This window comes from Natronococcus sp. A-GB1, assembly GCF_029688845.1.
GTDB lineage: Archaea > Halobacteriota > Halobacteria > Halobacteriales > Natrialbaceae > Natronococcus.
Genome location: NZ_JARUKW010000001.1, coordinates 407,879 through 429,960 on the forward strand (window position 1 = coordinate 407,879; position 22,082 = coordinate 429,960).

At 66.6% G+C, this 22,082-nt stretch carries 25 protein-coding genes; 12 read left to right on the forward strand and 13 right to left on the reverse strand.

What is annotated here, in order from left to right:
• The first annotated feature begins 81 nt into the window (after positions 1–81).
• The 3 genes from QA600_RS02115 (at position 82) to QA600_RS02125 (ending at position 2,331) form a co-directional block, all read left to right on the forward strand.
• Positions 82–1,281, forward strand: coding sequence for an NAD(P)/FAD-dependent oxidoreductase (locus QA600_RS02115; protein WP_278290308.1), 1,200 nt, complete (start codon positions 82–84; stop codon positions 1,279–1,281).
• 67 nt (positions 1,282–1,348) lie between these two features.
• Complete coding sequence (locus QA600_RS02120; RefSeq protein ID WP_278290309.1) at positions 1,349–1,882, forward strand: winged helix-turn-helix transcriptional regulator; 534 nt, start codon at positions 1,349–1,351, stop codon at positions 1,880–1,882.
• A gap of 125 nt (positions 1,883–2,007) precedes the next feature.
• Entirely contained in the window at positions 2,008–2,331 is a 324-nt protein-coding gene (locus QA600_RS02125) for a winged helix-turn-helix domain-containing protein (protein WP_278290310.1), read from the forward strand.
• Between the two features lie 136 nt (positions 2,332–2,467).
• On the opposite strand, the gene QA600_RS02130 is transcribed toward QA600_RS02125, so the two are convergent.
• The 4 genes from QA600_RS02130 to QA600_RS02145 form a co-directional block, all read right to left on the reverse strand.
• Positions 2,468–2,620 carry a C2H2-type zinc finger protein gene (locus QA600_RS02130; protein WP_005554129.1) on the reverse strand — a complete coding sequence of 51 codons (153 nt, stop codon included), beginning with the start codon at positions 2,618–2,620 and terminating at the stop codon, positions 2,468–2,470.
• Between the two features lie 136 nt (positions 2,621–2,756).
• Complete coding sequence (locus QA600_RS02135; RefSeq protein WP_278290311.1) at positions 2,757–3,014, reverse strand: hypothetical protein; 258 nt, start codon at positions 3,012–3,014, stop codon at positions 2,757–2,759.
• Between the two features lie 39 nt (positions 3,015–3,053).
• On the reverse strand, positions 3,054–3,266 hold the full coding sequence (locus QA600_RS02140; RefSeq protein WP_278290312.1) for a hypothetical protein: 213 nt from the start codon (positions 3,264–3,266) through the stop codon (positions 3,054–3,056).
• Positions 3,267–3,275: 9 nt separating this feature from the next.
• Entirely contained in the window at positions 3,276–4,541 is a 1,266-nt protein-coding gene (locus QA600_RS02145; RefSeq protein ID WP_278290313.1) for a GTP-binding protein, read from the reverse strand.
• A 172-nt stretch (positions 4,542–4,713) separates the two neighbouring features.
• On the opposite strand from QA600_RS02145, the gene QA600_RS02150 reads away from it, so the two are divergent.
• A complete protein-coding gene (locus QA600_RS02150; protein WP_278290314.1) occupies positions 4,714–6,402 on the forward strand; it encodes a nucleoside recognition domain-containing protein in 1,689 nt (562 codons plus the stop codon).
• Here the strand turns inward: QA600_RS02150 and QA600_RS02155 are convergent.
• A complete protein-coding gene (locus tag QA600_RS02155; RefSeq protein ID WP_278290315.1) occupies positions 6,386–6,856 on the reverse strand; it encodes a hypothetical protein in 471 nt (156 codons plus the stop codon). The two genes, QA600_RS02150 and QA600_RS02155, sit on opposite strands and share 17 nt — an antisense overlap.
• 172 nt (positions 6,857–7,028) lie before the next feature.
• Between QA600_RS02155 and QA600_RS02160 the strand changes: the two genes are divergently transcribed.
• The 5 genes from QA600_RS02160 (at position 7,029) to QA600_RS02180 (ending at position 12,981) form a co-directional block, all read left to right on the forward strand.
• A complete protein-coding gene (locus QA600_RS02160; protein ID WP_278290316.1) occupies positions 7,029–8,237 on the forward strand; it encodes an FAD/NAD(P)-binding protein in 1,209 nt (402 codons plus the stop codon).
• A gap of 82 nt (positions 8,238–8,319) precedes the next feature.
• On the forward strand, positions 8,320–8,691 hold the full coding sequence (locus QA600_RS02165; RefSeq protein ID WP_278290317.1) for a rhodanese-like domain-containing protein: 372 nt from the start codon (positions 8,320–8,322) through the stop codon (positions 8,689–8,691).
• A gap of 83 nt (positions 8,692–8,774) precedes the next feature.
• The gene (gene purS, locus QA600_RS02170; protein ID WP_005554115.1) at positions 8,775–9,026 is read left to right on the forward strand and encodes a phosphoribosylformylglycinamidine synthase subunit PurS; all 252 of its coding nucleotides are present in this window, start codon (positions 8,775–8,777) and stop codon (positions 9,024–9,026) included.
• A 59-nt stretch (positions 9,027–9,085) separates the two neighbouring features.
• On the forward strand, positions 9,086–9,778 hold the full coding sequence (purQ, locus tag QA600_RS02175) for a phosphoribosylformylglycinamidine synthase I (RefSeq protein WP_278290318.1): 693 nt from the start codon (positions 9,086–9,088) through the stop codon (positions 9,776–9,778).
• A gap of 116 nt (positions 9,779–9,894) precedes the next feature.
• Positions 9,895–12,981, forward strand: a complete 3,087-nt coding sequence (locus QA600_RS02180) for a PAS domain S-box protein (RefSeq protein ID WP_278290319.1) — start codon at positions 9,895–9,897, stop codon at positions 12,979–12,981.
• Positions 12,982–12,991: 10 nt separating this feature from the next.
• Here the strand turns inward: QA600_RS02180 and QA600_RS02185 are convergent, their stop codons facing one another.
• Entirely contained in the window at positions 12,992–14,092 is a 1,101-nt protein-coding gene (locus tag QA600_RS02185; protein WP_278290320.1) for an archaeosine biosynthesis radical SAM protein RaSEA, read from the reverse strand.
• A 93-nt stretch (positions 14,093–14,185) separates the two neighbouring features.
• Here QA600_RS02185 and QA600_RS02190 point away from each other — a divergent pair, with 93 nt between their 5' ends.
• The 3 genes from QA600_RS02190 to QA600_RS02200 all read left to right on the forward strand — a co-directional run bounded on the left by QA600_RS02190 (position 14,186) and on the right by QA600_RS02200 (position 18,574).
• Entirely contained in the window at positions 14,186–16,051 is a 1,866-nt protein-coding gene (locus tag QA600_RS02190; RefSeq protein ID WP_278290321.1) for a rhomboid family intramembrane serine protease, read from the forward strand.
• A 304-nt stretch (positions 16,052–16,355) separates the two neighbouring features.
• Positions 16,356–18,212: a bacterio-opsin activator domain-containing protein gene (locus QA600_RS02195; RefSeq protein WP_278290322.1), complete on the forward strand. Its 1,857-nt coding sequence runs from the start codon at positions 16,356–16,358 to the stop codon at positions 18,210–18,212.
• Positions 18,213–18,379: 167 nt separating this feature from the next.
• Positions 18,380–18,574 (forward strand): DUF1328 family protein, encoded by a 195-nt coding sequence (locus QA600_RS02200; protein ID WP_049891461.1) that lies wholly within the window; start codon positions 18,380–18,382, stop codon positions 18,572–18,574.
• A 21-nt stretch (positions 18,575–18,595) separates the two neighbouring features.
• Here the strand turns inward: QA600_RS02200 and QA600_RS02205 are convergent, their stop codons facing one another.
• The 7 genes from QA600_RS02205 to QA600_RS02235 form a co-directional block, all read right to left on the reverse strand.
• Positions 18,596–18,958, reverse strand: coding sequence for a hypothetical protein (locus tag QA600_RS02205; RefSeq protein ID WP_278290323.1), 363 nt, complete (start codon positions 18,956–18,958; stop codon positions 18,596–18,598).
• Positions 18,958–19,224 (reverse strand): hypothetical protein, encoded by a 267-nt coding sequence (locus QA600_RS02210; RefSeq protein ID WP_278290324.1) that lies wholly within the window; start codon positions 19,222–19,224, stop codon positions 18,958–18,960. The genes QA600_RS02205 and QA600_RS02210 overlap by 1 nt, the downstream gene beginning before the upstream one ends.
• 35 nt (positions 19,225–19,259) lie before the next feature.
• On the reverse strand, positions 19,260–19,580 hold the full coding sequence (locus QA600_RS02215) for an AzlD domain-containing protein (RefSeq protein ID WP_278290325.1): 321 nt from the start codon (positions 19,578–19,580) through the stop codon (positions 19,260–19,262).
• Positions 19,570–20,340, reverse strand: a complete 771-nt coding sequence (locus QA600_RS02220) for an AzlC family ABC transporter permease (protein ID WP_278290326.1) — start codon at positions 20,338–20,340, stop codon at positions 19,570–19,572. The genes QA600_RS02215 and QA600_RS02220 overlap by 11 nt, the downstream gene beginning before the upstream one ends.
• A 66-nt stretch (positions 20,341–20,406) precedes the next feature.
• On the reverse strand, positions 20,407–20,685 hold the full coding sequence (locus QA600_RS02225; protein ID WP_278290327.1) for a ubiquitin-like small modifier protein 1: 279 nt from the start codon (positions 20,683–20,685) through the stop codon (positions 20,407–20,409).
• A 119-nt stretch (positions 20,686–20,804) separates the two neighbouring features.
• A complete protein-coding gene (locus QA600_RS02230; protein ID WP_278290328.1) occupies positions 20,805–21,152 on the reverse strand; it encodes a hypothetical protein in 348 nt (115 codons plus the stop codon).
• A gap of 472 nt (positions 21,153–21,624) precedes the next feature.
• Positions 21,625–22,011, reverse strand: coding sequence for a hypothetical protein (locus tag QA600_RS02235; protein ID WP_005554097.1), 387 nt, complete (start codon positions 22,009–22,011; stop codon positions 21,625–21,627).
• Positions 22,012–22,082 lie beyond the last annotated feature (71 nt).

Sequence of the window (22,082 nt, forward strand, 5' to 3'; positions counted from 1 at the left end):
TTAACATCCACCTCCCAATCTATGCCATTAGTTAGTAATCTTGTGGACAGTATTATTAACACGTAGCGACCATCGGCGGGTATGAACGACTCACTCGAGGTCGCGGTCGTCGGCGCCGGGCCGGCCGGGATCGGGACTGCAGTCGCGCTCGAGCGCCTCGACGTCGATTACGCCGTCCTCGAACGCCACCGCATCGGCGCCTCCTTCCGGAACTGGCCCGACGAGATGCGACTGCTGACGCCGTCGTTTCCGGCCAACGCGTTCGGAGTTCGGGATCTGAACGCCGTCACGATCGACACCTCGCCGGCACTGGCCTTAGACTGTGAACACCCCACGGGCGAGCAGTACGCCGAGTACCTCGAAGCGATCGCCGAGTTTCACGACCTCCCCGTCGAAACCGGAATCGATGTCGAGTCCGTCCTCCCGCAGCGAGACGGAGAAACGGACGGGTTCGTCCTCGAGACCGGCGAGGAACCGATCCGCGCTCGCTACATCGTCTGGGCCGCCGGCCAGTATCAGTACCCCTCGAGCGGGGACCTCGATGGAGCGACCCACGGGGTCCACGTCGCGAACGTCGACTCGTGGGCCGAGTACGCGACGCGAGCCTCGAGTACCGAATCGGCCGGACCGAACCGGATCGCCGCCGACGGCGCGGGAGCCGCGGCAGAGGCCGTCTCGGACGTCGTGGTCGTCGGCGGCGCCGAGAGCGGGATCGACGCGGCGCTGGGACTCGCCGAAGCGGGACGCTCGGTGACGGTGCTCGACGACGAGGGAACCTGGCAGTTCCGCAGCCCCGACCCGAGCGAGGTGCTCTCCCCGCGAACGAACGAGCGCCTCGAGACGTCCCTCGAAGAGGGCGCGCCGATCGACCTCGTCGCCGACGCCCGCGTCGCCGGGGTCGAACGCGACGACGGAGGGTACCTCGTCACGACGACCGCCGGCGATCGAGTTCGCTCTCGAGCCCCGCCCGTGCTCGCGACCGGGTTCGAGGGGAGCCTCGCGGTCGTCGACGACCTGTTCGCGTTCGACGGCGAGTTTCCCGAACTCACAGATCGGGACGAGTCGACCGAGACGTCCGGCCTCTTCCTCGCCGGGCCGCAGGTCGCACACAACGGCCAGCAGTTCTGTTTCATCTACAAGTTCCGCCAGCGCTTCGCCGTCGTCGTCGAGGAACTCGGCGAGCGACTCGGCGTCGAGACGGGGTCGCTCGAGGCCTACCGGGAGAAACGGATGGTGCTCGAGGACCTCGAGTGTTGCGAACCTGACTACTGCAACTGTTGAGCGTGGACGCAACCCGCGTCGCTGGCCGCCAGAATTAGTTTTCTTTGGGCGAACCGTATACCCCTATATGGCCGACGAAGACGTGTCCGTTGATACCGAATCCGATTCCGACGACGAGAACGGTGAGGCGGTCGAGATCGACGCCATCGACGAAGGTGTGCTGTTCGCGCTGCAACGCGACGCCCGTAACGTCACGATCAACGAGATCGCGACGGAGGTGGACGTTTCGCCCAGCACCGTCCGCAACCGGATCGACAAGATGGAGAACGCGGGAATCATCAGAGGATACGAGCCCAAGATCGACTACGAACGGGGGGGTTTTCCGCTTCGGCTCCTTTTCGTGTGTACCAGCGATCCGTCGGCCCGCTCGAGCGTCGCCAAAAACGTTCTCGACATCGTCGGTGTCGTCGATATCACCGAGATGATCACCAGCGAGCACAACCTCTACATCGAAACTATCGCGACCTCCACGTCCGATCTCATCCGACTGACGAAGGACTTGAACGAACACGGGCTCACCGTTCACAGCTCCGAGATCATCACGAGAAAGTACAGTCAGCCGTGGGGTCACTTCGAGCCGAAAGAGCCGAGTAGCGAGTGACGGACAGCGCAACCGGAAACCGCAGCTGTTTCGGACAGAACTGCGAAATTCGCAATTCTTAGAGGTTCATATACGTTACACTTATGAGCGAGCTGCGGTTTCTGTTATCCAAGGGTCGAATTCCGATGAACGCCAACCCCCACGCCGAGAAGTGTGACGAACTGCTCCAGTTGTTGTGTCACCGTCACAGACGGCAGATCCTTCGGCTCCTCGATAAACAACCGACGAACACGGCCACTGTCGACGAGCTCGTGGAACACGTGGACTCTCAGTCGGGAGAGACCTCGCTGTCCACCGAGATACACCACGTCCACCTCCCGAAACTGGCCGATTCGGGACTGGTAGAGTGGGACTTTCGGAGCGAGACGGTCCGCTACTACCCCGAGCCGCTCTGTCAGGATATGTTACGGACGCTGCGCAGTCACAACGCTCAGTCGACGAGCGTGTAGCCGTTTCGGTCGGTGGGGTATCCACTGTCGGTAGGAGATTCGTGGACGAACTTCGGGCTCACCACGGTCGTACTCGAGAATGGGGTTCGAGCAGCGCTTTTCGGAACCGGACACAAAACGGAATCTGGGATCGCAGCTAGTGGTTCTCGTGAACGTGGTTGCGAAGTCCGTCTACGTCGTCGAACGCGTCGTCACAGACGGCACAGGTGTTGTGATGCAGCGCGACGTGCTGGGTGACGCCTGCCGCGGACTGGAACGACTCGTCGCAGGTAGAGCAGCTGTATGCCATAGCGTTATTAACCGAGTGCTTGGTACGTAAAAAGAGTTACTAGCAACAGGGTAATTGTGCCCCATATATTTTAACAACATCGACCCGGTTTGCTGCTAGCCGAACCGAGCCGCCGACAGCGTCAACGGGTGTAACGCTAGGACAACTCGGCCGCGCGTCGCCGGAGCGACGGATCGACCGTCGTATCCTCGGCTAGCTCCTCGAGCTGTTCGTTCGCGTTACAGTCGGCGAGTCCCTCGAGGGCCCGGCGACGAACCTCCCCGCGGAGGCCGCCCATCTCGACGAGGAGTGCGAGATTCCGTCGCTCGTCCGCCGCGACGAGACGGTCGATGGCTTCGCGTCGGGTTGCGTGCGAGACGTTCGATCTGACTGCGGTCTGGAAGTTGGTTGACATCGTCGTGTGGCGTGTTGGAGTGTATAGCGTTCGGAACCGTTACCTGGCGTCCTCGCGGGAGACGAACGCGTCGCCCTTCGCGCGGATCCAGGTATCCTCGATCGATTCGCCGTCGAGCGCACAGTAGACGGTGCAGCTGTCGGGTCGATGGTCGCGGCGCTCGACGTACGCCTGGTAACACGGCGAGACGTCGCCGTCGGTTTCGGTGCGTGCGTCGGCGAACGGGTCGGTGTCGGTGTCGTACTCGGTCACTGGTGGGTTTCAGTCCGCGATGCCGATCTCTTCCTGGCTCGAGTCGTCCTCGGGCTCCGCCGTCGGCTCGTCTTCGGGGGGTTCGAACGTCGGGAACCGGTCCTCGTAGCTCGACCAGTCCGCCTCGAGTTCCGCGTCCTCGAGCAGGCAGTCCTCGAGGGCGGCCCGCAGCGCCTCGTGGTCCATCTCGGTGCCGATCAGGACGAGCTGGGTGCTCCGGTCGCCCCACCGGTCGTGCCAGCCCTCCTCGAGTTCGGGGTTTTCCTCGAGGTGTTCGCTGCGCTCCGGTTCCGGCAAGGCGTCGACCCACGAGCCAGCGGGGCCGACGCGAATCGATCGGCCGGCGACGTTGATCGTTAGCGCCTCCTCGCTGCGGCCGGCGAGCCAGAAGTGGCCCTTCGCGCGGACGACCTCGTCGGGGAACGAATCGAGCAGGTCGGCGAGCCGTTCGGGGTGGAACGGGCGACGGGCGCCGAAGACGAACGAGGTGACGCCGTGTTCCTCCTCGGCGGACTGGTGGGGCTCCTGGAGTTCCCGAATCCAGCCGGCCGACTGGCTCGCGTCCTCGAAGTCGAACCGATCAGTGTCGACGATGGCGTCGGGGTCGATGCGACCGTGTTCGGTACGGACGATCTCTGCACGAGGTTGCAGTACTTCGAGCGTCGACTCGATGCGCTCGAGGGTCTCTTCGTCGACGAGGTCGCACTTGTTGAGCAACAGGACGTCACAGAACTCGACCTGCTCGACGAGCAGGTCACCGAGGTGTTTCTCGGTGCCGTCGTCGTCGAGGAGCTCGTCCGAGCGCATCGCCGCGTCGAACTGGTGGGCGTCGACGACGGTCACAGTCGTGTCGAGGTGACAGTCCTCGAGCGGTTCCATCCCGGTTTCCTCGTAGAACTCGGTGGGCTCGAGGTCGCTCTGGTCGAACCCGATCGTCAGCGTCTGGGCGACCGGCAGCGGCTCGGCGACGCCGGTCGACTCGACGACGACGGCGTCGAACGCCCGCTCGCGGGTGAGCTCGTCGATCGCCTCGAGCAGGTCGCCACGGAGCTCACAGCAGATGCAGCCGTCCGAGAGTTCGATCAGCTCCTCGTCCTCGTCTGCGATGTCGGAGGATTCGGCGACGTGTTCGGCGTCGACGTTCACCTCGCCCATATCGTTGACCAGGACCGCGACCCGATCCTCGGTCTCGCGCAAGAGATGGTTCAGAACGGTGGTTTTGCCGGCACCGAGCGTTCCGGACAGGACCGTGACTGGGGTCGAGTTGTCGGGCATTCGATTGCCAATACAGGCTCGAGGATAATAGAAGTTATTATTCTATACGTTACTATTATTAACACTGGCCGGCGAGTGAGCAGCCACGGATGGAGCACCGAAATCGCGCCGCCGAGGAGACCGGCCGATCCGAGACGTCGGCGAGTACACCGGTGACGGAGGAGTCGTCGAGATGAGTGAGAGTCGAGATCGGATCACCCTGATCGGGAAGGAAAGCGTCGGCAAATCGGCGCTCGCGGCCGGCCTGACCGGCTCGAGACCGGCCGACCGGAACGTCGAGGGATCGACCGTCTCGAGCGAGGTCTACCGGACCGACGGGTTCGAGCTGGTCGACACGCCGGGGATCACCCTCGAGGCCGACACCGAGACGACCCGCGAGGCGCTGTCGGAACTCGAGGCGACCGACCGTGTCGTCCTCGTCCTTCCGGCGACCGATCTCGATCGGGACCTCGAGGAGCTGCTGCCCCTCGTCGAGGGCCGTCCCGGTGCGGTGGTCGTCACCCACTGGGACCGGGTCGACGAGCCCGGCGATGCCGAGGAGACGATCGCCGCACTCGAGTCGGATCTTGGCGTCCCGGTCGTCCCCGTCGACGCCCGTCGTCTGACGCAGGTGGCCGCAGACGGCGGGATCGCTCCCGACGCGGATCCTCCAGCGGGAGCCGATGCCGGCTCGACCCTCGAGGCGCTTCGTTACGCGGGCTCGTTTCCTGTCGAGACGACGACCCACGCGGGCTGGGAGATCGAGCCGTCCGAGACGATCCTCGAGCGCCCGTATCTGGGGCCGATCGCGAGCGCGCTCGTTCTCCTCCTCCCCGCCGCCGTTGCCGTCTGGTTCGCAAACACCGTCGCAGGCGAACTCGATCCGATCGTCGGTGCCGCCCTCGAGCCCGCCGTCACCTGGTTCGAGGCGGCATCGCTGCCGGAGCCGGTCGCGGCCGTGTTCGTCAGCGACTACGGACTGCTCGCGATGGGGCCGTTCCTGTTCGTCTGGGCGCTGCCGACGATGCTGATCTTCGCCCTGTTCATGGGCGCATACAAAGCCAGCGGGCTCGTGACGCGAGTGACGACCGCACTCTACCCGATCATGAGCCGCGTTGGGCTGACGGGACGGGATCTCGTCCGCGTCGTGATGGGCTTTGGCTGTAACGTCCCCGCCGTGACGAGCACCCGGAGCTGTTCGGACTGCACGCGCTGTACCACCATCTCGGCGATCTCCTTCGGTGCGGCCTGCTCCTACCAGTTTCCGGCCACGCTCGCGGTCTTCGCCGCGGTCGGGATGAGCTGGCTCGTCGTCCCCTATCTTGCCGTGCTCGTCGCGACGACGCTGCTCTACGTCCGCCTGATCGCTCCCCCGGAGGCACGGACGGCGTCGCTCGCGGTCGATCGTCGGACGTTCCTCGAGTGGCCCCGTCCGCGCGCGATCTGGCGGGAGGCGAGATCCTCGCTCGAGAGCTTTCTCACGACCGCCTTACCCGTCTTCGCGGGAATCTGCGTCGTCGCCGCGTTGCTCGAGTACGTCGGCGCGCTCGAACGCCTCGGCGACGCGCTGGTGCCGGCGATGGGCGCCTTCGGCCTCCCCGCCGAGGCCGCCATGCCGATCGTCCTCGCCTCGATCCGCAAGGACGGCATCGCGCTCCTGACAGCCGACGCGAGCGGGATCGCCGCGCTCTCGCCGGTCCAGGTGCTGGTCGCGGTCTACCTCGCCGGCGTGCTCCTGCCCTGTCTGGTCACCGCGATCACGGTCGCTCGCGAGGTGTCGGCCCGGTTCGTCGCGAAGATGCTCGCCCGTCAGGCCGCGGCGGCGATCGGATTCGCGCTCGCGCTCGCGTGGATCGGACGGCTGCTTACACGTCTTCTCTGACGGTGCCGCCGATCACGAGCGCCGCGCCGATGATGACGAGGTTCTTGATGATGTACTGCCCCTCGACCGTGAGCGCGTACGGGAACGTGACGTAGACCGCCTCCGGAACGAGGAGCAGCGGGAGGAACGTGCCGGGTAGCTGGAAGAACAGCAGGAGGATGCCGAGCCGAATGAGGGGTCGGTAGAGCAGACTGATCCCGATGAGCACCTCCCAGACGCCGAGGACGGGGATGAACAGCTCCGGCGGCACCAGATAGACGGTCGCCGCGACGAGTTCGCCGGCCGGCGAGACGCCGAGCACCTTGAGCGCGCCGAACCAGATGAAGACGACGCCGATCGCAGCCCGCAACACCGGTATTCCCCACCGATCCATGTACGCAGCTATCGTCGCGTCGAGCCTGTCGAACTGCCGCTGATAGGCGCCGAACCGGTCGGCGAGGGTTTCTTCGGACATGGCACTCGCCACGGGACTACGCGTTGGACCGACGAAAACCCCACAGCTTTCGACCGAACGACCGGGCGCTTCCCGTCCGGATCGCTCACACGGTTACTATCCTAACCCAGAACTCTACGCAATTATTATTAATACAAGGGTATGAAGTAACAACGGTGGCTATCCGATTCACATGTACGACTGCGTCATCGTCGGCGGGGGCGTTCACGGCACGTACCTCGTCCAGCGGTTGCTCGAGGACAGCGACCTCGAGCGCGAGGACGTTCTGATCGTCGATCCGAACGAACGGCTGCTGGCCTCGTTCCGACGGAAGGCCCGGGCCTGCGAGATGGACGCGATGCGCTCGACGTTCGTCCACCACGTCGGCACCGAGCCGTTCGGCCTCGAGAGCTTCGCGGAGGCCCGCGGCCGCGAGGACGAACTCCTCCCGACGCCGGGCTACCCACGTCGGCCGTCGCTGTCGCTGTTTCTCGACTACGCCGACCGGGTCATCGACCGGGAGAACCTCGAGGCGCTGCACAGGCAAACGGCGGTCGACGCCGTCAGCGAACGCGAGGACGGAACACTCGTCCTCGAGACCGACGAGGGACCGATCCGAACCCGAACCTGCGTGCTGGCGATCGGACGCGGTGGACGGTACCGAACGCCCGACTGGGCGAACGGCGTCGACGGGATCGCCCACGTCTGGGACGGGTTCGACCCCGACCGTCGGGCCGAGGAGACGGTCGTCGTCGGAGGCGGGGTTACCGCGGCCCAGCTGGCGACCTGCCTCGCCGACCGGGAACCCGTGACGCTGCTCTCCAGGCGCGACCTCGAGGAGGCGACGATCGAGGCCGATCCCCGCTGGATCAACTGGTCACACGTCGAACGACACCTCCATCGCCACCCGGCCGGTTCGCGGAACCGCCTCGAGGTCGTTCAGGAGGCGCGCAATGACGCCACCGTCCCGCCGACGCTGCTCGATCGGCTCGACTCGGCAGTGGCTGACGAAGACCTGCGAACCCGGATCGGCGAGGTCGACTCCGCCCGCGCGGTCGACGGCAGCGTGCGACTGCTGCTCGAGGACGGCGGCTGCTGTTCGGCCGAGCGCGTCGTACTCGCGACCGGGTTCGCCCCGGTGTTCGATCACCCGTTCGTCGACCGGGTCGCCGAGGAGCTGGGGCTCGAGCGCGGCTACCGAGGGATGCCGATGCTCGAGGACGAGACGCTGGCCTGGTGCCGTCCCGACGGCACCCGATCCCCGGTGTTCGTCACCGGCGCGCTGGCGGCCGGGACCGTCGGCCCGTTCGCGGGGAACGTCGCCGGCGCGCGGCGGGCGGCCGATCGGCTGGTCGAACCGATCGCCGAACGTGAGGGGGCGGTTCTCACAGCGGACTGGTAGTTCTGATTGCACGAGGCTCGGCGCAACGCGAACGCCAAGCGAGCATCCGCACCGTTTTGTACGCCGACCGGTGTTGTACCGTATGAGCAAGATCAGCCCGTCGGCGTTCGAGGAACGCCGCTCGAGCGGCGAGGACTACTACGTTCTCGATATCAGACCGTCCGAGAGCTACCGGCGCGGGCACATCGAGGGGAGCCACAACGTCCCCGTCTACGACGACCTGCGACGCGGCGACGAGGCCGAACTCCGGCGATCGCTCGCGGAGGTTCCCGACGACGGGACGGTCGTCACGGTCTGCAAGGCCGGAATCGTGGCACGAAAAGCAACGTCCGTCCTCGAGGAGGAGGGGTACGACGCCGTGACCCTGGCCGGCGGGATGCGGGGCTGGAACGGCTATCAGAGTGGATCGATCGGCCACCGATTGCAGTCGGCGATCGGTCGACTGCTTCCCTGAGGGCGCTCCAGTCGGTATCCACGAACGTGGATTTCGGACGAAAGCCGAAAGCGTTTTTGAGCACGGTTACGGGGTATCAGGTAATGACGGCCTACACCGCGACGGTGACGGTTCGACTCAAACGCGGCGTCCTCGACCCCGAGGCCGAGACCACGAAACAGGCCCTCGAGCGGCTGGGCTTCGAACTCGAGGCGCTGCGCTCGGCCGACCGCTTCGAGATCGACCTCGAGGCGGACTCCGCCGACGGCGCCCGCGAGCGCGCCGACGAGATGGCCGAACGACTGCTCGCGAACCCGACCATCCACGACTACGACGTGGAGGTCGACGAGCGGTAGATGACGGTATCGATCACGACGATCGAGACCGTCGGTCACAACACCGTGGGGTGGCGACTGTGACGGTATCGATCGTCCGATTCGGCGGCTCGAACTGTGACCGCGACGCCGAGCGAGCCCTCGAGCATCTCGGTATCGACGCCGAGATCGTCTGGCACGAGGACGGCCTGCCAGCCGAGACGTCGGGGATCGTTCTGCCGGGCGGGTTCTCCTACGGCGACTACCTGCGCGCGGGAGCGATGGCCGCGCGCTCGCCGATCATGGCCGAGGTCCGCGAGGCGGCCGCCGACGGCGTTCCGGTGTTGGGGATCTGTAACGGCGCCCAGGTGGGCTGTGAGTCCGGCCTGACCGAGGGCGCGTTTACGACCAACGAGAGCGCCCGGTTCCAGTGCGAGCCGGTCCACCTCCGGGTCGAGCGCGCCGACACACCCTGGACGGCCGCCTACGAGGAGGGCGACGTGATCGAGGTGCCGATCGCCCACGGCGAGGGCCGTTACGAGATCGGCGACGACCGACTGGCGGCGCTTGAGGCCGACGATCGGATCCTCTTCCGATACTGCGACGCCGACGGCGCGGTCGACGGCGACTCGAACCCCAACGGGTCGAAGGGGGCGGTCGCCGGCCTGCTCGGCGAGCGCGAGACGGTCGCGGTGTTGATGCCCCATCCCGAGCGCGCCGCGCTGCCGGACGTCGGCCCGACCGACGGGCAGGGGATTCTCCGCGGGTTCGAATCTGTGGCCGATAAACTGTAGCTACGGCCAACATATTTATTCCATTACCTGTGTGATATCGATACAGTTAGTCGAACGTGTCGGTCGACTCGTCCGGAGCGAGCGGGCGACGGTCCCGACTACGTGGAACACGGGCTATGGATACGACAACGCGCGTCGTCTGTGTCGGGTCGGACGTTCCGCAAAACGTCGACGGCGTCTTCGACGAAGTCGTCGAGACGCTAGCGGACTGCCTGGCGGAACTCGAGAGTGCCGACTGCGTCGTGGCGACCGATACCATCCCTGACGCGACCTGTTCCGAGCTCTGCTCGCTGGTCCGGAGTCGTCGACCCGACCTTCCGCTGGTAGCGTTTCCCTCGGCCGGCAGCGAAGAGCTGGCCGGCGAGGTTATCGCGGCCGGCGTCGACGGTTACGTGCCGCAGTCTCAGGGCCTCGAGACACTGCGCTCGCGTCTCGCCGCGTTGCTTTCCGATTCTCACTCGCGATCGGTCGGCCACTCGAGCCGGTTCGAGTTGCTCGTCGAACAGTCCCCGCTCGCGATCATCGAGTGGAACCGGTCGTTCGAGGCGATCAGCTGGAACCCGGCCGCGACGGAACTGTTCGGCTACGATCGAGCGGAGGCCCTCGGTACGTCGGCGTTCGAGCTGGTCGTCGGCGAACGCGACCGAACCGACGTTGCGGCCCAGTGGGAGCTACTCGTCGGGACCGACCTCGAAGAGTCGTCCCGATCCGTCACCCGGAACGTTCGCAAGGACGGCACCGAAGTCACCTGCGAGTGGGTCACCGCGCCGCTGCTAGCGAACGGCGAGGTCGTTCGAGTGCTCTCCTTCGCCCGCGACATCACCGACGATCTCGAGCGGGCGAACACCCTTGAGGCGCTCCAGGAGACGACGCGCCAGCTCGTGGGCGCGTCCTCGTTCGAGACGATCGCTGAGATTACCATGAGTGCGACCGGAAGCGTCCTCGATCGCTCGCTGGCCGGCGTCTGGTTCGCCGACGAGGACGGCGAGGCCCTCGAGCTCGCGGCGACGGCCTCGCAGCTGGCCGACGCCAGCGTCGATCGATCGCCGGTCACCCCTAGCGACAGTCTTCTCTGGGAGGTCTACGAACGCGGGGAACCGATGGTGGTCGAGGACGCCTCGATCGAGCGGTTTCCCTACTACCTCGAGTTCCCCCTCGGGAACGCGATCGTGTATCCGCTCGGCGCACACGGCGTGCTGTCGGTCTGTTCGGTCGGGGGGCGCGAACTCGAGACTGCCGACATGAACCTGGTTCGGGTGCTCGCCGCGACCGCCGAGGCCGCCCTCGACCGGACGGCGCGTCAGCGGGAACTCGAGCGCGCGAAGACGATCGTCGAGGCCGTCGGCGACGGCGTGTACGCGACCGACGGGGAGGGCCGGTTCGTCACCGTCAACGACACGCTCGCATCGATAACCGGCTACGACCGGGAGACGCTCGTCGGCGACCACTTCTCGTCGGTGTTGACCGCTGAAAGCGCCGATCGAGTCCGGGACCGAGTCGGCGCCCTCGAGCCCGGAACCGAAGACGCCGCGACCTACGAGGTGACCGTGCTGACCGAGTCAGGGGAACGAATCCCCTGTGAGTCCACCACACGACTGCTGTGTTCGGGCGGCGACATCGAGGGCTCTGTCGGAGTCGTTCGCGACGTCAGTGACCGGAAACGAATGGAGCGCGAACTCCGGGAACGCCGGGCCAAGATCGAGAACCTCCACGAGGTCGCCTCCCGCCTGGACGACCGTTGCCGTCCCGAGGACGTTTACGAGCTGATCGTTGAGACGGCCGAGGACGTCCTCGAGTTCGACGTCTGCGTCGTCGACCGGGCGGTCGGCGACTCGCTCGTGAAGGTTGCCCTCTCTTCACACCTCGACGACGCGGACTACGTCGACCGCATACCAGTCGAGACCGGGATCGCGGGGAAGACCTACCGAACCGGCCGAACGTACCGGATCGACGACGTCGAGCGCTGCGATGACGCGGCGGCGGACGCCGGCGCCTACGCGTCGGTGTTGAGCGCCCCGATCGGCGACCACGGCGTCTTCCAGGCGGCCTCGCGAGTGCCCGGCGCGTTCGACCGCCACGACGAGGAGCTGGTGGAGTTGCTGCTCTCCCACGTTACCGACAGGCTGGATCAGCTCGAGTCGGAGTCGGTGCTCAGGGCCGAACGGGATCGGTTCGCGGCGCTGTTCGAGAACGTTCCCGACGCCGTCGCGAGCGTCCAACACCGGGACGGCGAACCGATCGTCGAGGCGGTCAACCCCGCGTTCGAACGGACGTTCGGCTACGACGAGGCGGAGCTGATCGGGGAGTCGCTGCACGCATACATCGTCCCGTTCGAGGACCGGGACGCGGCGGAGGCGATCAATCGGTGCAGCGACGAGGGGTCGGTGGTCGAGGCCGAGGTGAGACGTCGAACAGCGGACGGCTTCCGCGAGTTCATGCTGCGACTCGTTCCGATCAAGCTCGACGACACCGAGAGCCGATCGTTCGCGCTCTATACCGACGTCACCGAGCAGAAGCGGCGACGAAAGCGCCTCGAGATCCTAAACCGGGTGTTACGACACGACCTGCGAAACGGGATGAACGTGATCGGCGGCTGTGCCGACCTGCTCGCGGATCGGGTCGACGGGGAGGCCGCGGCACGTGTCGAGACGATCCGGGAACGTGCGAACGAGCTCACCTCGCTGGCCGAGAAGTCGAGAACCGTCGAACGGACGCTTAATCGGGACGGCACAGACATCTGCCCGATCGACGTCGCCGCGCTCGCCGAACGAGCGACGACCCGACTCGAGAACGACGATCCGAACGTCGAGATCGAACGTTCGATATCGGGGCCTGCTCCGGTTTCCGGCGGAGCGCATCTGGAGACCGCGTTCGAACAGCTCCTCGAGAACGCGGTCGAACACCACGACGGCGATCCCTCGATCGAGGTCACGGTCCGGGATCGGCCGACGGAGGACCTGGTCGCGCTGTCGGTCGCCGACGACGGCCCCGGTATTCCGCCCGAGGAGCGGGAACTGCTCCGGGAGGAACGGGAGATCACCCAGCTCCAGCACACGAACGGTCTCGGGCTCTGGCTGGTCAACTGGGCCGTCTCGCAGTCGGGGGGTCGCCTGTCCATCGCCGACAACGAGCCGCGGGGGACCGTCGTCACGCTCGAACTCCCGCGGGCGGATCCTGACGGCGTCGATCCGATGCGGGATTGAGCCGACGCGACTAGCGGGTCAGCGGTTGGTTGAAGCTCCGCTCGCGCTCCATGACGGCCTCCCACGTCAGTTCGCAGTCACAGGAGACCTGCCCGAACACCGAGGGATCCTGCCGCAGGTCGAAGTCTTTGATCGCCTTCTGGACGAGGTCGTCACACTCCTGGCAGTTGTGCGGACCGCGATCCGAGCCGTGGCCGACGGGGTCCGAGACGACGATGGCGTTGACATCGACGGTCTCGCGGAGGACGTGGGCGACCGACCAGAGCCACGGCGGCCGGTAGCCGTCCTCGAAGTAGAGGTCGTCGACCATCGTGTAGCGCTGGACGTTACAGGGGTTCATCGAGACGGTGTGACAGCCGTCGACGGCGGCGCAGCGCTCGACGGAGGAGATCATGTCCGCGACGGCTTCCGACTCCGTGAGGAACGGTGGTTTCATCAGGAGATACGCTTTGATTCCTGCATCGGCGTCGCTGCCCGCTTCCTCGTCCGCCGTGGCGGCCTCGGCACAGGCATCCTCGAAGTCCGCGAAGTCGAAGTACTTGTTCACGCAGTCGTGACGGACCCGGTCGGTTGCGGTCTCGAGCCCGATCGCGACGTCCGTATTCACGCCGTGACGGGTGAAGTCGGCGATCTTCTCGCGGTCGACGAAGTCGGGCAGCGACTCGACGACCATTCGCTCGCGGTCGGCGAAGGTGTCGGCGATCGCCCGTCGACTCTTCGCGCCGACCTCGCGCTCGTCTAAGAACGAGCCGGAGGTGTAGATCTTGATGAGGTCGGCGGGCTCGTCTCCGTTCTCTTCTTCGTGTGCGAGACAGACGTCGATCTGGTCCATCAGGGCGTCGTGGCTGACGCTGCCGCCGTCGACGCTCTCGGCGACGTAGCCACACATCGTACAGCCGCCGGCGCGGGCCCATCGGCAGCCGCCGGTGTTGAGAATGATCGTCAGGCTCCGCTTGACGCCATTGGGAGTGTTGTCCTCGTCGAGCCAGACGCGGGTCGGCTCGTGGGGGTCGTAGCTGGCCTCCTTGCGCGAGCGGATCTCGCGCATGACCTGGTTGTGGGCGTCCATGCCCTTGCCCTGCTCGTAGACGTCGGGCGTGGGGTGACTCATTAGGAGCAGAAAACGGTCGGGTACCTAAAGCGCCTTCGTCTATACGGCGCGGCTCCCGAATCGTTAGGGGCTCCCTCGCACAACGGACGAACGATGCCTCTCGCTCCCGCTCAGATCGCCCTCGCCGCAGCGTTCGTCGCCGCGGTCGGCTTCGCGCTGGCCGTCGGCGACCACCGACGCTGGCGTTCGCTCCTCGAGTCGCGGTTCGTCTACGGCGTTCCCTGGGGGACGCTCGTCACCGTGAGTCTCGTCGTCGCGTTCTACCTGCTGGTCCAGGGTGGGCTCCACCACTGGAGCGAGCCGCTCACCTACCCGTTCATCACGTGGTCGTACCTCTACCCGACCGGGTGGCTCACCGCGGGGATCGCCCACGGCTCGCCCGAACATCTTGTCTCGAACGTCGCCGGGACACTCGCGTTCGCCCCGATCGCGGAGTACGCCTGGAGCCACTATCCCCGGGACGGGCGCGACCGGGAGGCCGACGGCCTCCTCGCTCGTCCCTGGATTCGGGCGGTCGTCGTCTTTCCTGCGGCGTTGCTCGGCGTCGCCTACGCGACGGCTTTCTTTTCGCTGGGGCCGGGACTCGGCTTTTCGGGCGCCGTATTCGCCATCGCCGGCTTCGCCCTCGTTACCCACCCGCTGGCGACCGTCGTCGGCGTGGTCGCAACCAGCGGGGTCCAGCTGGCGTACCAGGCGCTGACTCAGCCGATCGTCTCCGAAGCGATCGAGCGCGGACCGCCGGCGCCGCCCGAGTGGGCCGGGATCGGGTTTCAGGCGCACCTGCTCGGCTTTCTCCTCGGAGCGCTCGTCGGGATCGCGCTCCTGCGGCGGCGCAACCGTCGGCCGGCGGCCAGCCGGGTGTTCGGAGCGACGATACTGTTCGGGTTCGCCCAGTCGCTCTGGCTGCTCGTCGGTACCGTCGGCGACGACACGTTCGTGCTCTACCGGGCCCCTGGTGTCGTCCTCGTACTTCTGCTGGCCGCGGTGCTCTCGATCGCGGTCGCTGGAAGCGATCGCCCGCTCCCGTGGCCGGTGTCGCTCCCGACGCGAGTCCGGCGACTGCTCGCGCTCGGGTGGCTCGCTGTCCTCTCACTCGGACTCATCGCGGGGGGCGCCCTCGTCGTCAGCGAGGGCGCCCCGCTCGCGCTCTCGGTCGGCGCGATGGTCCTCGCCGTCGGACTCGTCGCGCTGCCGGCACTGGTGGTGCTGGCGCCCGACCGGTGGCTCTCGAGTCCGACGCCGCGTCGGCGAGCGGCGCTCATCGTCCTGCTGGCCGCCACGGTGCTCGTCGCCGCGCCGAGCCTCCCGCTCGGACTGACCGTCGTCGACGACGACGCCGTCGACGGCTCGAACGAACTCGAGATCGAGGAGTACACCCTCACCTACGAGCAGAACGCGTCCGTCGAGCAGGGGTCGCCGATCGACCTCGGCGAGGAATCAATCGAGTCCCAGCAGGACGGCCTGCTTCTGGCCAGTGACGAGCGCGAGATTGCTACCGTCGCGGTCAGAGACGACGTCCTCGCGTACGCCGGCGAGGAGACAGTCCACGTCGGCGGGCTCGGCTGGCGGGAGTCGGTCGACGTCGACCGAACCGGCTGGGAGGTCGTCGGCAACGAGACGGCCTACGCCGTCGATCTCGAGGTCGGCAACGAGACGACCAGAACGTTCGTCACCGATCCCGTCGAGGCGGAGGCGACCGTCGGCGGTTACAAGATGTCGGTCGCACCAACCGAAGAGGGGTTCTCGCTTCGGATCACCGAAGACGGTACCGAAGTCGGCGAGACGGCGATCCCGGACGCGAACGAGTCGACGACGGTCGGAGAACTACAGGTTTCGACGGAGCGCGTCGACGACCGCGAGCGGGTCGCCGTCGGGACCGACGACACCCAGGTGACGGTCGCCGAGCGCGAGACGTACGCCGACGAAGCGGATCCAGCGGACGAGTTCGACGAGGAGTGACCGTTCCGCGACAGCGCGAGCCCACGATCCCACATCTCGACGGTCGGCCTTACAGGACGAGCGGACGAACCGGCGCTGGATGCCAGTCCCGCTCATCGAAACGCTCCGGCCGCCGTCGTCGCGATAGCCCAAGCGTCGATACTCGAGTTTCGCGTCGTCGAACTTCTCCTGCAGCCGCTCGGACGGAGACGGGCAAACTGGTGTGATAGCACACTTCTCGAAAAGATATGACGAAAGGCGAGATTTCGTTGATACGTCGAGCGTACCAGCATGGTTCTTAGGCATCGCCTTCGTACGTGGGTGTATGGACAGCGTCAGTGAGACACACGATCCCGGAGGCGGGACCGCGGCGACCGCCCTCGAGTGGTTCGTCGACCCCGTCATGGCCGTGACGGACGGGGTGATCACGTTCGCGAACGAGGCCGCTCGGACGGAGTTCGACCTTCAGGAAGACGCCCTCCCGAGGGAGCCGGAACCGGTTTTCGACTCGCACTGGGAGCGCATCGAGGCCGCCCTGACCGAGACGACGGTCGGCACGGCCCGCCACGTCTCCCTCGAGACTGCGGAGTACGATGTCCGGATCCACCGCGGAGAGGACGGAGCGACGATCGCGTTCGAACGCCTCGGTGAACAGGAGCCGCCGGCGAGCGACCGGGCGGTCAAGGACCGGGCGATCAACGAGGCGCCCGTGGGGATCACTATCTCCGACCCGGACCGCGACGATAACCCGCTGGTCTACGTCAACGAGGCCTACGAAGAGATCACCGGCTACAGCTACGAGGACGTCGTCGGGCGCAACTGTCGGCTCCTGCAGGGTGAGGAGTCGGACCCGGAAGCCATCGCGGAGATGCGCGCGGGAGTCGACGAGGAACGCCCCGTCACGGTCGAACTCGTCAACTACCGGAAGGACGGCACCGCCTTCTGGAACGAGGTAACGATCGCGCCCGTCCGCAACGGCGACGGCGAGACCACCCACTACGTCGGTTTCCAGAACGACGTCACCCCCCGCAAGGAGGCCGAAATCGAACTCGAGCGCCGAACCGAGGAACTCGAGTACATCCTCGAGCGGGTCCAGGGGCTGATCCAGGACGTCACCGACGTCGTCGCGGGCTCGACCTCCCGGTCGGAGCTCGAAGCCGCTGTCTGCGAGCGTATCGCCGCGGAGGAGGCCTACGACGGCGCCTGGATCGGTGAGCGCGATCCGGCCACAGAACGCATCGAGGTCCGAGAACGGGCGGGGGTTCCCGTCGACGGGTCCTCGATCGGCGACGACCACCCCTCGATAGCGGCGCTCGATACCCACGCCGTCGCCGTCGACGGCGACGGCGACACCACTCACGCCTCGTTCCCGCTTCGGTACAACGGGATCGACTACGGCGTGCTGACGGTCTGTACCGACCGCGACCGCCCGATCGACGACCGCGAGTCGGTGATCCTCTCGGCGCTGGCCCGCGCGGTCGCAAGCGGCGTTAACGCCCGCGAGACCAGCCGCACGCTCGCGACCGACGCCGTCGTCGCCGTCGACATCGAACTCACGGACCCCGCGTTCACCGCCGTCGCACTATCGGCGGCAACCGACGCCCACCTCGAGTACCGCCGCTCGGTCCACCGCACCGGTGACGGGACGGCGTCGCTGTTCACCGCCGAGGACGCGAGCGGGGAGGAGCTTCGAGCGGCCGCGGCCGACCTCTCGGGCGTCTCTCTCGAGGTACTGGTCGAGCACGAAGGGAGCTGTCTGATCGAGCTGGCCGACGACGACGATCCGGTCGGCTGGCTCTCCGACCGGGGCGTTCGGACCCGAACGATCGAGAGCGAGGGCGGCAGCGCCCGACTCTCGCTGGAGATACCGCGATCGGCGAACGTTCGCTCGGTCATCGAGGCGATCGAGGACCGGTATGCCGGGACCGACGTCGTCTCGTTTCGTCAGCGCGAGAACGAGGGTCGCTCCCGTCACGAGTTCGCCTCGCGGCTCGAGGCGTCGCTCACCGACCGGCAGTTCACGGCGTTACAGCGGGCCTACCTCGCGGGCTACTTCGAGTGGCCCCGACCGACGACCGGAGAGGAACTCGCACAGACGATGGACGTCTCGCGACCGACGTTCCACGAACACCTCCGCGGCGCGGAGGCGAAACTGTGTCGGGCGTTCTTCGGCGACGACTGATACGGGTTGCTGTACCGATGTCCCGGCGCAACCGCCGCACGGGTCGCGGTTACGCCGATACTGACGTACAGTAAACCGCATGAGACCGTCGATACTCCCCTCCTGCCGAACCGACGGGCCGCGGACCGACACCGGCGTTTATAATCGTCGGCGTGGGATCGATCAGTATGTACGAACTCGCAACGGCGGTCCCACTCCAGATCGGCGGCGTCGACTTCCTCTACTGGGCAGTCATCTTCATGGTCCTCGCACTCGTCGCCGCCGCGGTCGGCGCCGGTGGCGTCGCGGGCGTCTCGATGGAGATCGCACGCATCTTCGTGCTGATCTTCATCGTCCTCGCGGTGATCGCACTCCTGCTGTAACCCGTTCTCGGTTCCGAACGCCTACCCGTCGGACCCGATCAACACCGGCTCGCGGATCTCGAGGGCGGTTTCGAACTCGTCCTCGCGATCGGTGCGCCGCCCGATCCGTAACAGCTGCTCCTCGTGGGCGCGCTCGACGGCCGACCGCTCGCTGTCGCTCATTCCCAGCTCGGCACCCAGTGCTGCCCAGTGGCCCGTCTCGACGGCGAACGCCTCGAGCCCGTCGCCCTCGTAGAGGCGTTCGTACTCGCGGCGGTAGCGCTCGCGGTCGGCCGCCAGCCGCTTCTGTGCGACGTCGACGAGGTCGGGCAGCTGCGTCGGCGTAATGCTCGCCTTCGCGGCGGTAAGCAGCAGGATCTGTCCTTCGATCGGCTCCCCCGCCATCAGCCACCCGCGCGCATCGCCTTCTGTGCGAAGTCCTCGATCAGCCCGTCGAGCGCGTCGGGATCGCCCTCGAAGACGACCGTCACCTCCGTTAGCGTCAGCGACGGGCCGATGCCGACCGTCTCCGAGGAGAGCGATGCCGTCCAGTCCTCGCCCGCGACAGTCTCGTCGTCGACTCGCTCCCCGCCGAGGTTCGTCAGGTAGCGTCTCGCGAGTCGTTCGGAGATGCCGCGAAAGGAGCGTTCGACCCGCGTCCGTTCTGTCATACCACCCGTTGGGCCGCCGGAGGAATAAAGCTCCCTCAGACGACCGCTCGCAGCGCGACGACCGAAACGACGCCGGTACACAGCGCCAGCAGGATGCTCTCGGTGCGCCACATCACGGCGACGACGAGGACGCCGGCACCCCACTCGGCCGGACCGCCCGCCGCCAGTTCGGGACCGAGGACGGCGATCACGATCGCGCCCGGCAACACCGAGAGGGCGGCCTCGAGGCGTTCGCTCGCCTCGATCCGGTTGAGCAGCCAGAGCCCGCCCGTTTTGGTCGCGTAGGTGACGACGGCCATCGCGAGGACGACGCCGACGACGATCGGATCGACCGAGAGCGCGCCGTCACCGATCATGGCGGATCACCTCGACGACCGCCGCGGCGAGCCCGCCCAGCAGGATGTACCACCGACCGGGAAGCGCCTCGGCAGCGATCACCGCGGTTCCGAGCGACGCCATCCACGGCGCCAGCGACGACCGCCCCTCCCAGAGCTCGGCCGCCAGCGCGAGAAACACTGCCGCGAGGACGAAGTCGACGCCGTACTCTGCGGGGTCGCCGATCGTCTCGCCCGCGAGCGCGCCGACGACCGTCGACGCAACCCAGAACGTCCAGATCGCGATCCCGCTGCCGAGCAGGAAGGCGCCGCGTCTGTTGCCCGCCCGGAAGTCCCGCATCGTCAGCGCCCAGTTCTCGTCGGCCATGAAAAACAGGCTGCCGTACGCCTTCGACGCCGACAGGCGTTTAAACCAGGGCTGGAGCGCTGCCCCCATCAGCGAGTACCGCAGGTTGATCGCGAACGTCGTGACGACGATGGCGGCAATCGGGATCGGATCGGCCCAGAGCTCGACCGCGACGATCTGGGAGGCGCCGGCGACGACCAGCGCGCTCATCAGCGCCGCCTCCGCGACGCTCAACCCGACCTGATTCGCGAGGACGCCGAACGCGACGCCGTAGCCGGCGACGCCGAACGCGATCGGGACGCAGGTGAGTAATCCCGCCCGGACCCCCCGCCAACCGAAGGTCACCGGCTCGGCGCCGTCGGTCGAGCCGGAGATCTCCGTCGCGTCTCCGGTGGCGTTGCCGTCGCTCGCGTTCGTCTCCGTCTCGTTCTCCATCACCACTCGAGACTCCGGGAACGACGTATAAGTTCCTCTCGAAACCGCTTCTGGCCGTCGCGCCGATTACCCGCCCGCGACCGGTGGGAACACCGACAGCGTATCCCCCGCCTCGAGCGCGGTGTCGGGGCCTTCCATGTGGACCACGTCGCGGCCGTTCTTCAGCACGCTCAGTTGGGGACGGATCTCGCCGTCCTCGAGCAGTTCTCCCTCGAGATCGTCGTACTCGGCCTCGAGCTCGCCCAGGATGTCACCGACGGTCGCGTCGTCCTCGAACGACGACGTCAGCTCCTTCTGTCCCACCGCCTCGCGAAAGGTGGCGAAGAATCGCAAATCGAGTTCCATACCGGGTGATCGGAGGCCGGAACCATAAGTCCGGCTCTCGGACTGGCCGCTGTACGTCAGTTCTGGCACAGCTGTGATCGAACTGCGGTCACGCCGCGAAGTCGGTACCGTAGTCCATGTCAGGCCGATGCCGTCGGCGACGAACGGTACGTGATCGAGTCGACGCCCGCCTCGGCCAGCGCCGCGTCGATCGTCTCGGCGCCGCGCTCACCGGCCGCCTCGGCGTCGTCGGCTTCGACGGTGACGACGACGTCGAACTCGATCGCGATCGTGTACGGATCGAACGGCGCCGAGGGCGGTTCGTGGACCTCGGCGTCGGTCACCGCCCAGTCGACGAGCGTTCCCTCGGTCGCGAGCGACTCGAACGTCTCCTCGAGTTCCGCGGCCGCGTCCTCGCGGGCGGTCGTGTTGCTTCCTCCGTGCAGCGTGACGAGCGTCGTACCTTCGCGTGAGACGGCGAACTCCATACCCGCTGTAGGAAGTCACGGGATTTGAACGCTTGGGATGCGTCCGCGTACCATTGCTCCTACGGCTCGTCGTACACCCGCGCCAGCTGCTCGAGGGAGTGTTCGACCGAGAGCATCGCCCGTCGGCGTCGACAGCCGGTTTCGCGACGCTGTCGACCGCATCCCCGCGTCGGCGCCGACGCCCTCAGAATCGCACGGCGATTCTGATGGGCTGTGAAAATCGCATAGCGATTTTCGAACGTCGGCGGAGACTGCGCTCCCGATGGGAACCGATTCGGTTCCTGCAAAGCGCGTTTGTCGAGGGAATCTCGACAGGCTGTCAGACTGCGTCTGACACTGCCATGGAAGCCAGGACGCCCCATCTGCTCACGGGCGCTTCGCGTCCGTTCGCATGGTCCGTGAGATCTTCGGTCTCACGCTACCCTCGAGGAGCGAACGGCGTCAGCCGTGAGCGAGGAGAGTGGGGTGGAAGTCACAGGTCCTGCAGCCGGATTCCGTCCTCGACCAACTGGGCGTTTCGCTCCCGCTCTAGATGCTCGCCGAGACCGTCGTGTTCGTACAGTTGGGCGACGACGTCGGCGTACAGCGTCCGCCACGCGATCGCGTAGATCGGCGACTGGCCCCACGCCCGCAGCTCCGGGACCAGTTCGTCGTAGGTTTGGTATCGGTCCTCGAAGCGCTCGATCGCCTCGAGGATTCGACCGGCCGCCTCGCGCTCGTCCTCGGACTCCTCGATCACGCGGTTGAGCTGTCGTTCCCAGCCGCCAACCGCCTCCTGCATGTCGGTCGCGGCGGTGGTGTCGTCCTCGGGCAGTCGCTCGAGCAGCGGTTCCGGAACGCCGAGTGAGATCTCGTCCATGGGCGACCGTACGAACGGGACCGGTATGAAACCACTAGCCAGCCATTCGGTGGCAGCGTTCGAACGGCTCG

Bases quoted from the DNA above. Each gene is read 5' to 3' on its own strand.
- QA600_RS02205 (WP_278290323.1), bottom strand. From the start codon at position 18,958: ATGGCGGGGGAGCCGATCGAAGGACAGATCCTGCTGCTTACCGCCGCG.
- QA600_RS02155 (WP_278290315.1), bottom strand. From the start codon at position 6,856: ATGTCCGAAGAAACCCTCGCCGACCGGTTCGGCGCCTATCAGCGGCAG.
- QA600_RS02145 (WP_278290313.1), bottom strand. From the start codon at position 4,541: ATGCCCGACAACTCGACCCCAGTCACGGTCCTGTCCGGAACGCTCGGT.
- QA600_RS02150 (WP_278290314.1), top strand. From the start codon at position 4,714: ATGAGTGAGAGTCGAGATCGGATCACCCTGATCGGGAAGGAAAGCGTC.
- QA600_RS02160 (WP_278290316.1), top strand. From the start codon at position 7,029: ATGTACGACTGCGTCATCGTCGGCGGGGGCGTTCACGGCACGTACCTC.
- QA600_RS02125 (WP_278290310.1), top strand. From the start codon at position 2,008: ATGAACGCCAACCCCCACGCCGAGAAGTGTGACGAACTGCTCCAGTTG.
- QA600_RS02210 (WP_278290324.1), bottom strand. From the start codon at position 19,224: ATGACAGAACGGACGCGGGTCGAACGCTCCTTTCGCGGCATCTCCGAA.
- QA600_RS02220 (WP_278290326.1), bottom strand. From the start codon at position 20,340: ATGGAGAACGAGACGGAGACGAACGCGAGCGACGGCAACGCCACCGGA.
- QA600_RS02180 (WP_278290319.1), top strand. From the start codon at position 9,895: ATGGATACGACAACGCGCGTCGTCTGTGTCGGGTCGGACGTTCCGCAA.
- purS (WP_005554115.1), top strand. From the start codon at position 8,775: ATGACGGCCTACACCGCGACGGTGACGGTTCGACTCAAACGCGGCGTC.
- QA600_RS02215 (WP_278290325.1), bottom strand. From the start codon at position 19,580: ATGATCGGTGACGGCGCGCTCTCGGTCGATCCGATCGTCGTCGGCGTC.
- QA600_RS02185 (WP_278290320.1), bottom strand. From the start codon at position 14,092: ATGAGTCACCCCACGCCCGACGTCTACGAGCAGGGCAAGGGCATGGAC.
- QA600_RS02225 (WP_278290327.1), bottom strand. From the start codon at position 20,685: ATGGAACTCGATTTGCGATTCTTCGCCACCTTTCGCGAGGCGGTGGGA.
- QA600_RS02115 (WP_278290308.1), top strand. From the start codon at position 82: ATGAACGACTCACTCGAGGTCGCGGTCGTCGGCGCCGGGCCGGCCGGG.
- QA600_RS02135 (WP_278290311.1), bottom strand. From the start codon at position 3,014: ATGTCAACCAACTTCCAGACCGCAGTCAGATCGAACGTCTCGCACGCA.
- QA600_RS02190 (WP_278290321.1), top strand. From the start codon at position 14,186: ATGCCTCTCGCTCCCGCTCAGATCGCCCTCGCCGCAGCGTTCGTCGCC.
- QA600_RS02235 (WP_005554097.1), bottom strand. From the start codon at position 22,011: ATGGACGAGATCTCACTCGGCGTTCCGGAACCGCTGCTCGAGCGACTG.
- QA600_RS02130 (WP_005554129.1), bottom strand. From the start codon at position 2,620: ATGGCATACAGCTGCTCTACCTGCGACGAGTCGTTCCAGTCCGCGGCA.
- QA600_RS02120 (WP_278290309.1), top strand. From the start codon at position 1,349: ATGGCCGACGAAGACGTGTCCGTTGATACCGAATCCGATTCCGACGAC.
- QA600_RS02230 (WP_278290328.1), bottom strand. From the start codon at position 21,152: ATGGAGTTCGCCGTCTCACGCGAAGGTACGACGCTCGTCACGCTGCAC.
- QA600_RS02195 (WP_278290322.1), top strand. From the start codon at position 16,356: ATGGACAGCGTCAGTGAGACACACGATCCCGGAGGCGGGACCGCGGCG.
- QA600_RS02165 (WP_278290317.1), top strand. From the start codon at position 8,320: ATGAGCAAGATCAGCCCGTCGGCGTTCGAGGAACGCCGCTCGAGCGGC.
- QA600_RS02200 (WP_049891461.1), top strand. From the start codon at position 18,380: ATGTACGAACTCGCAACGGCGGTCCCACTCCAGATCGGCGGCGTCGAC.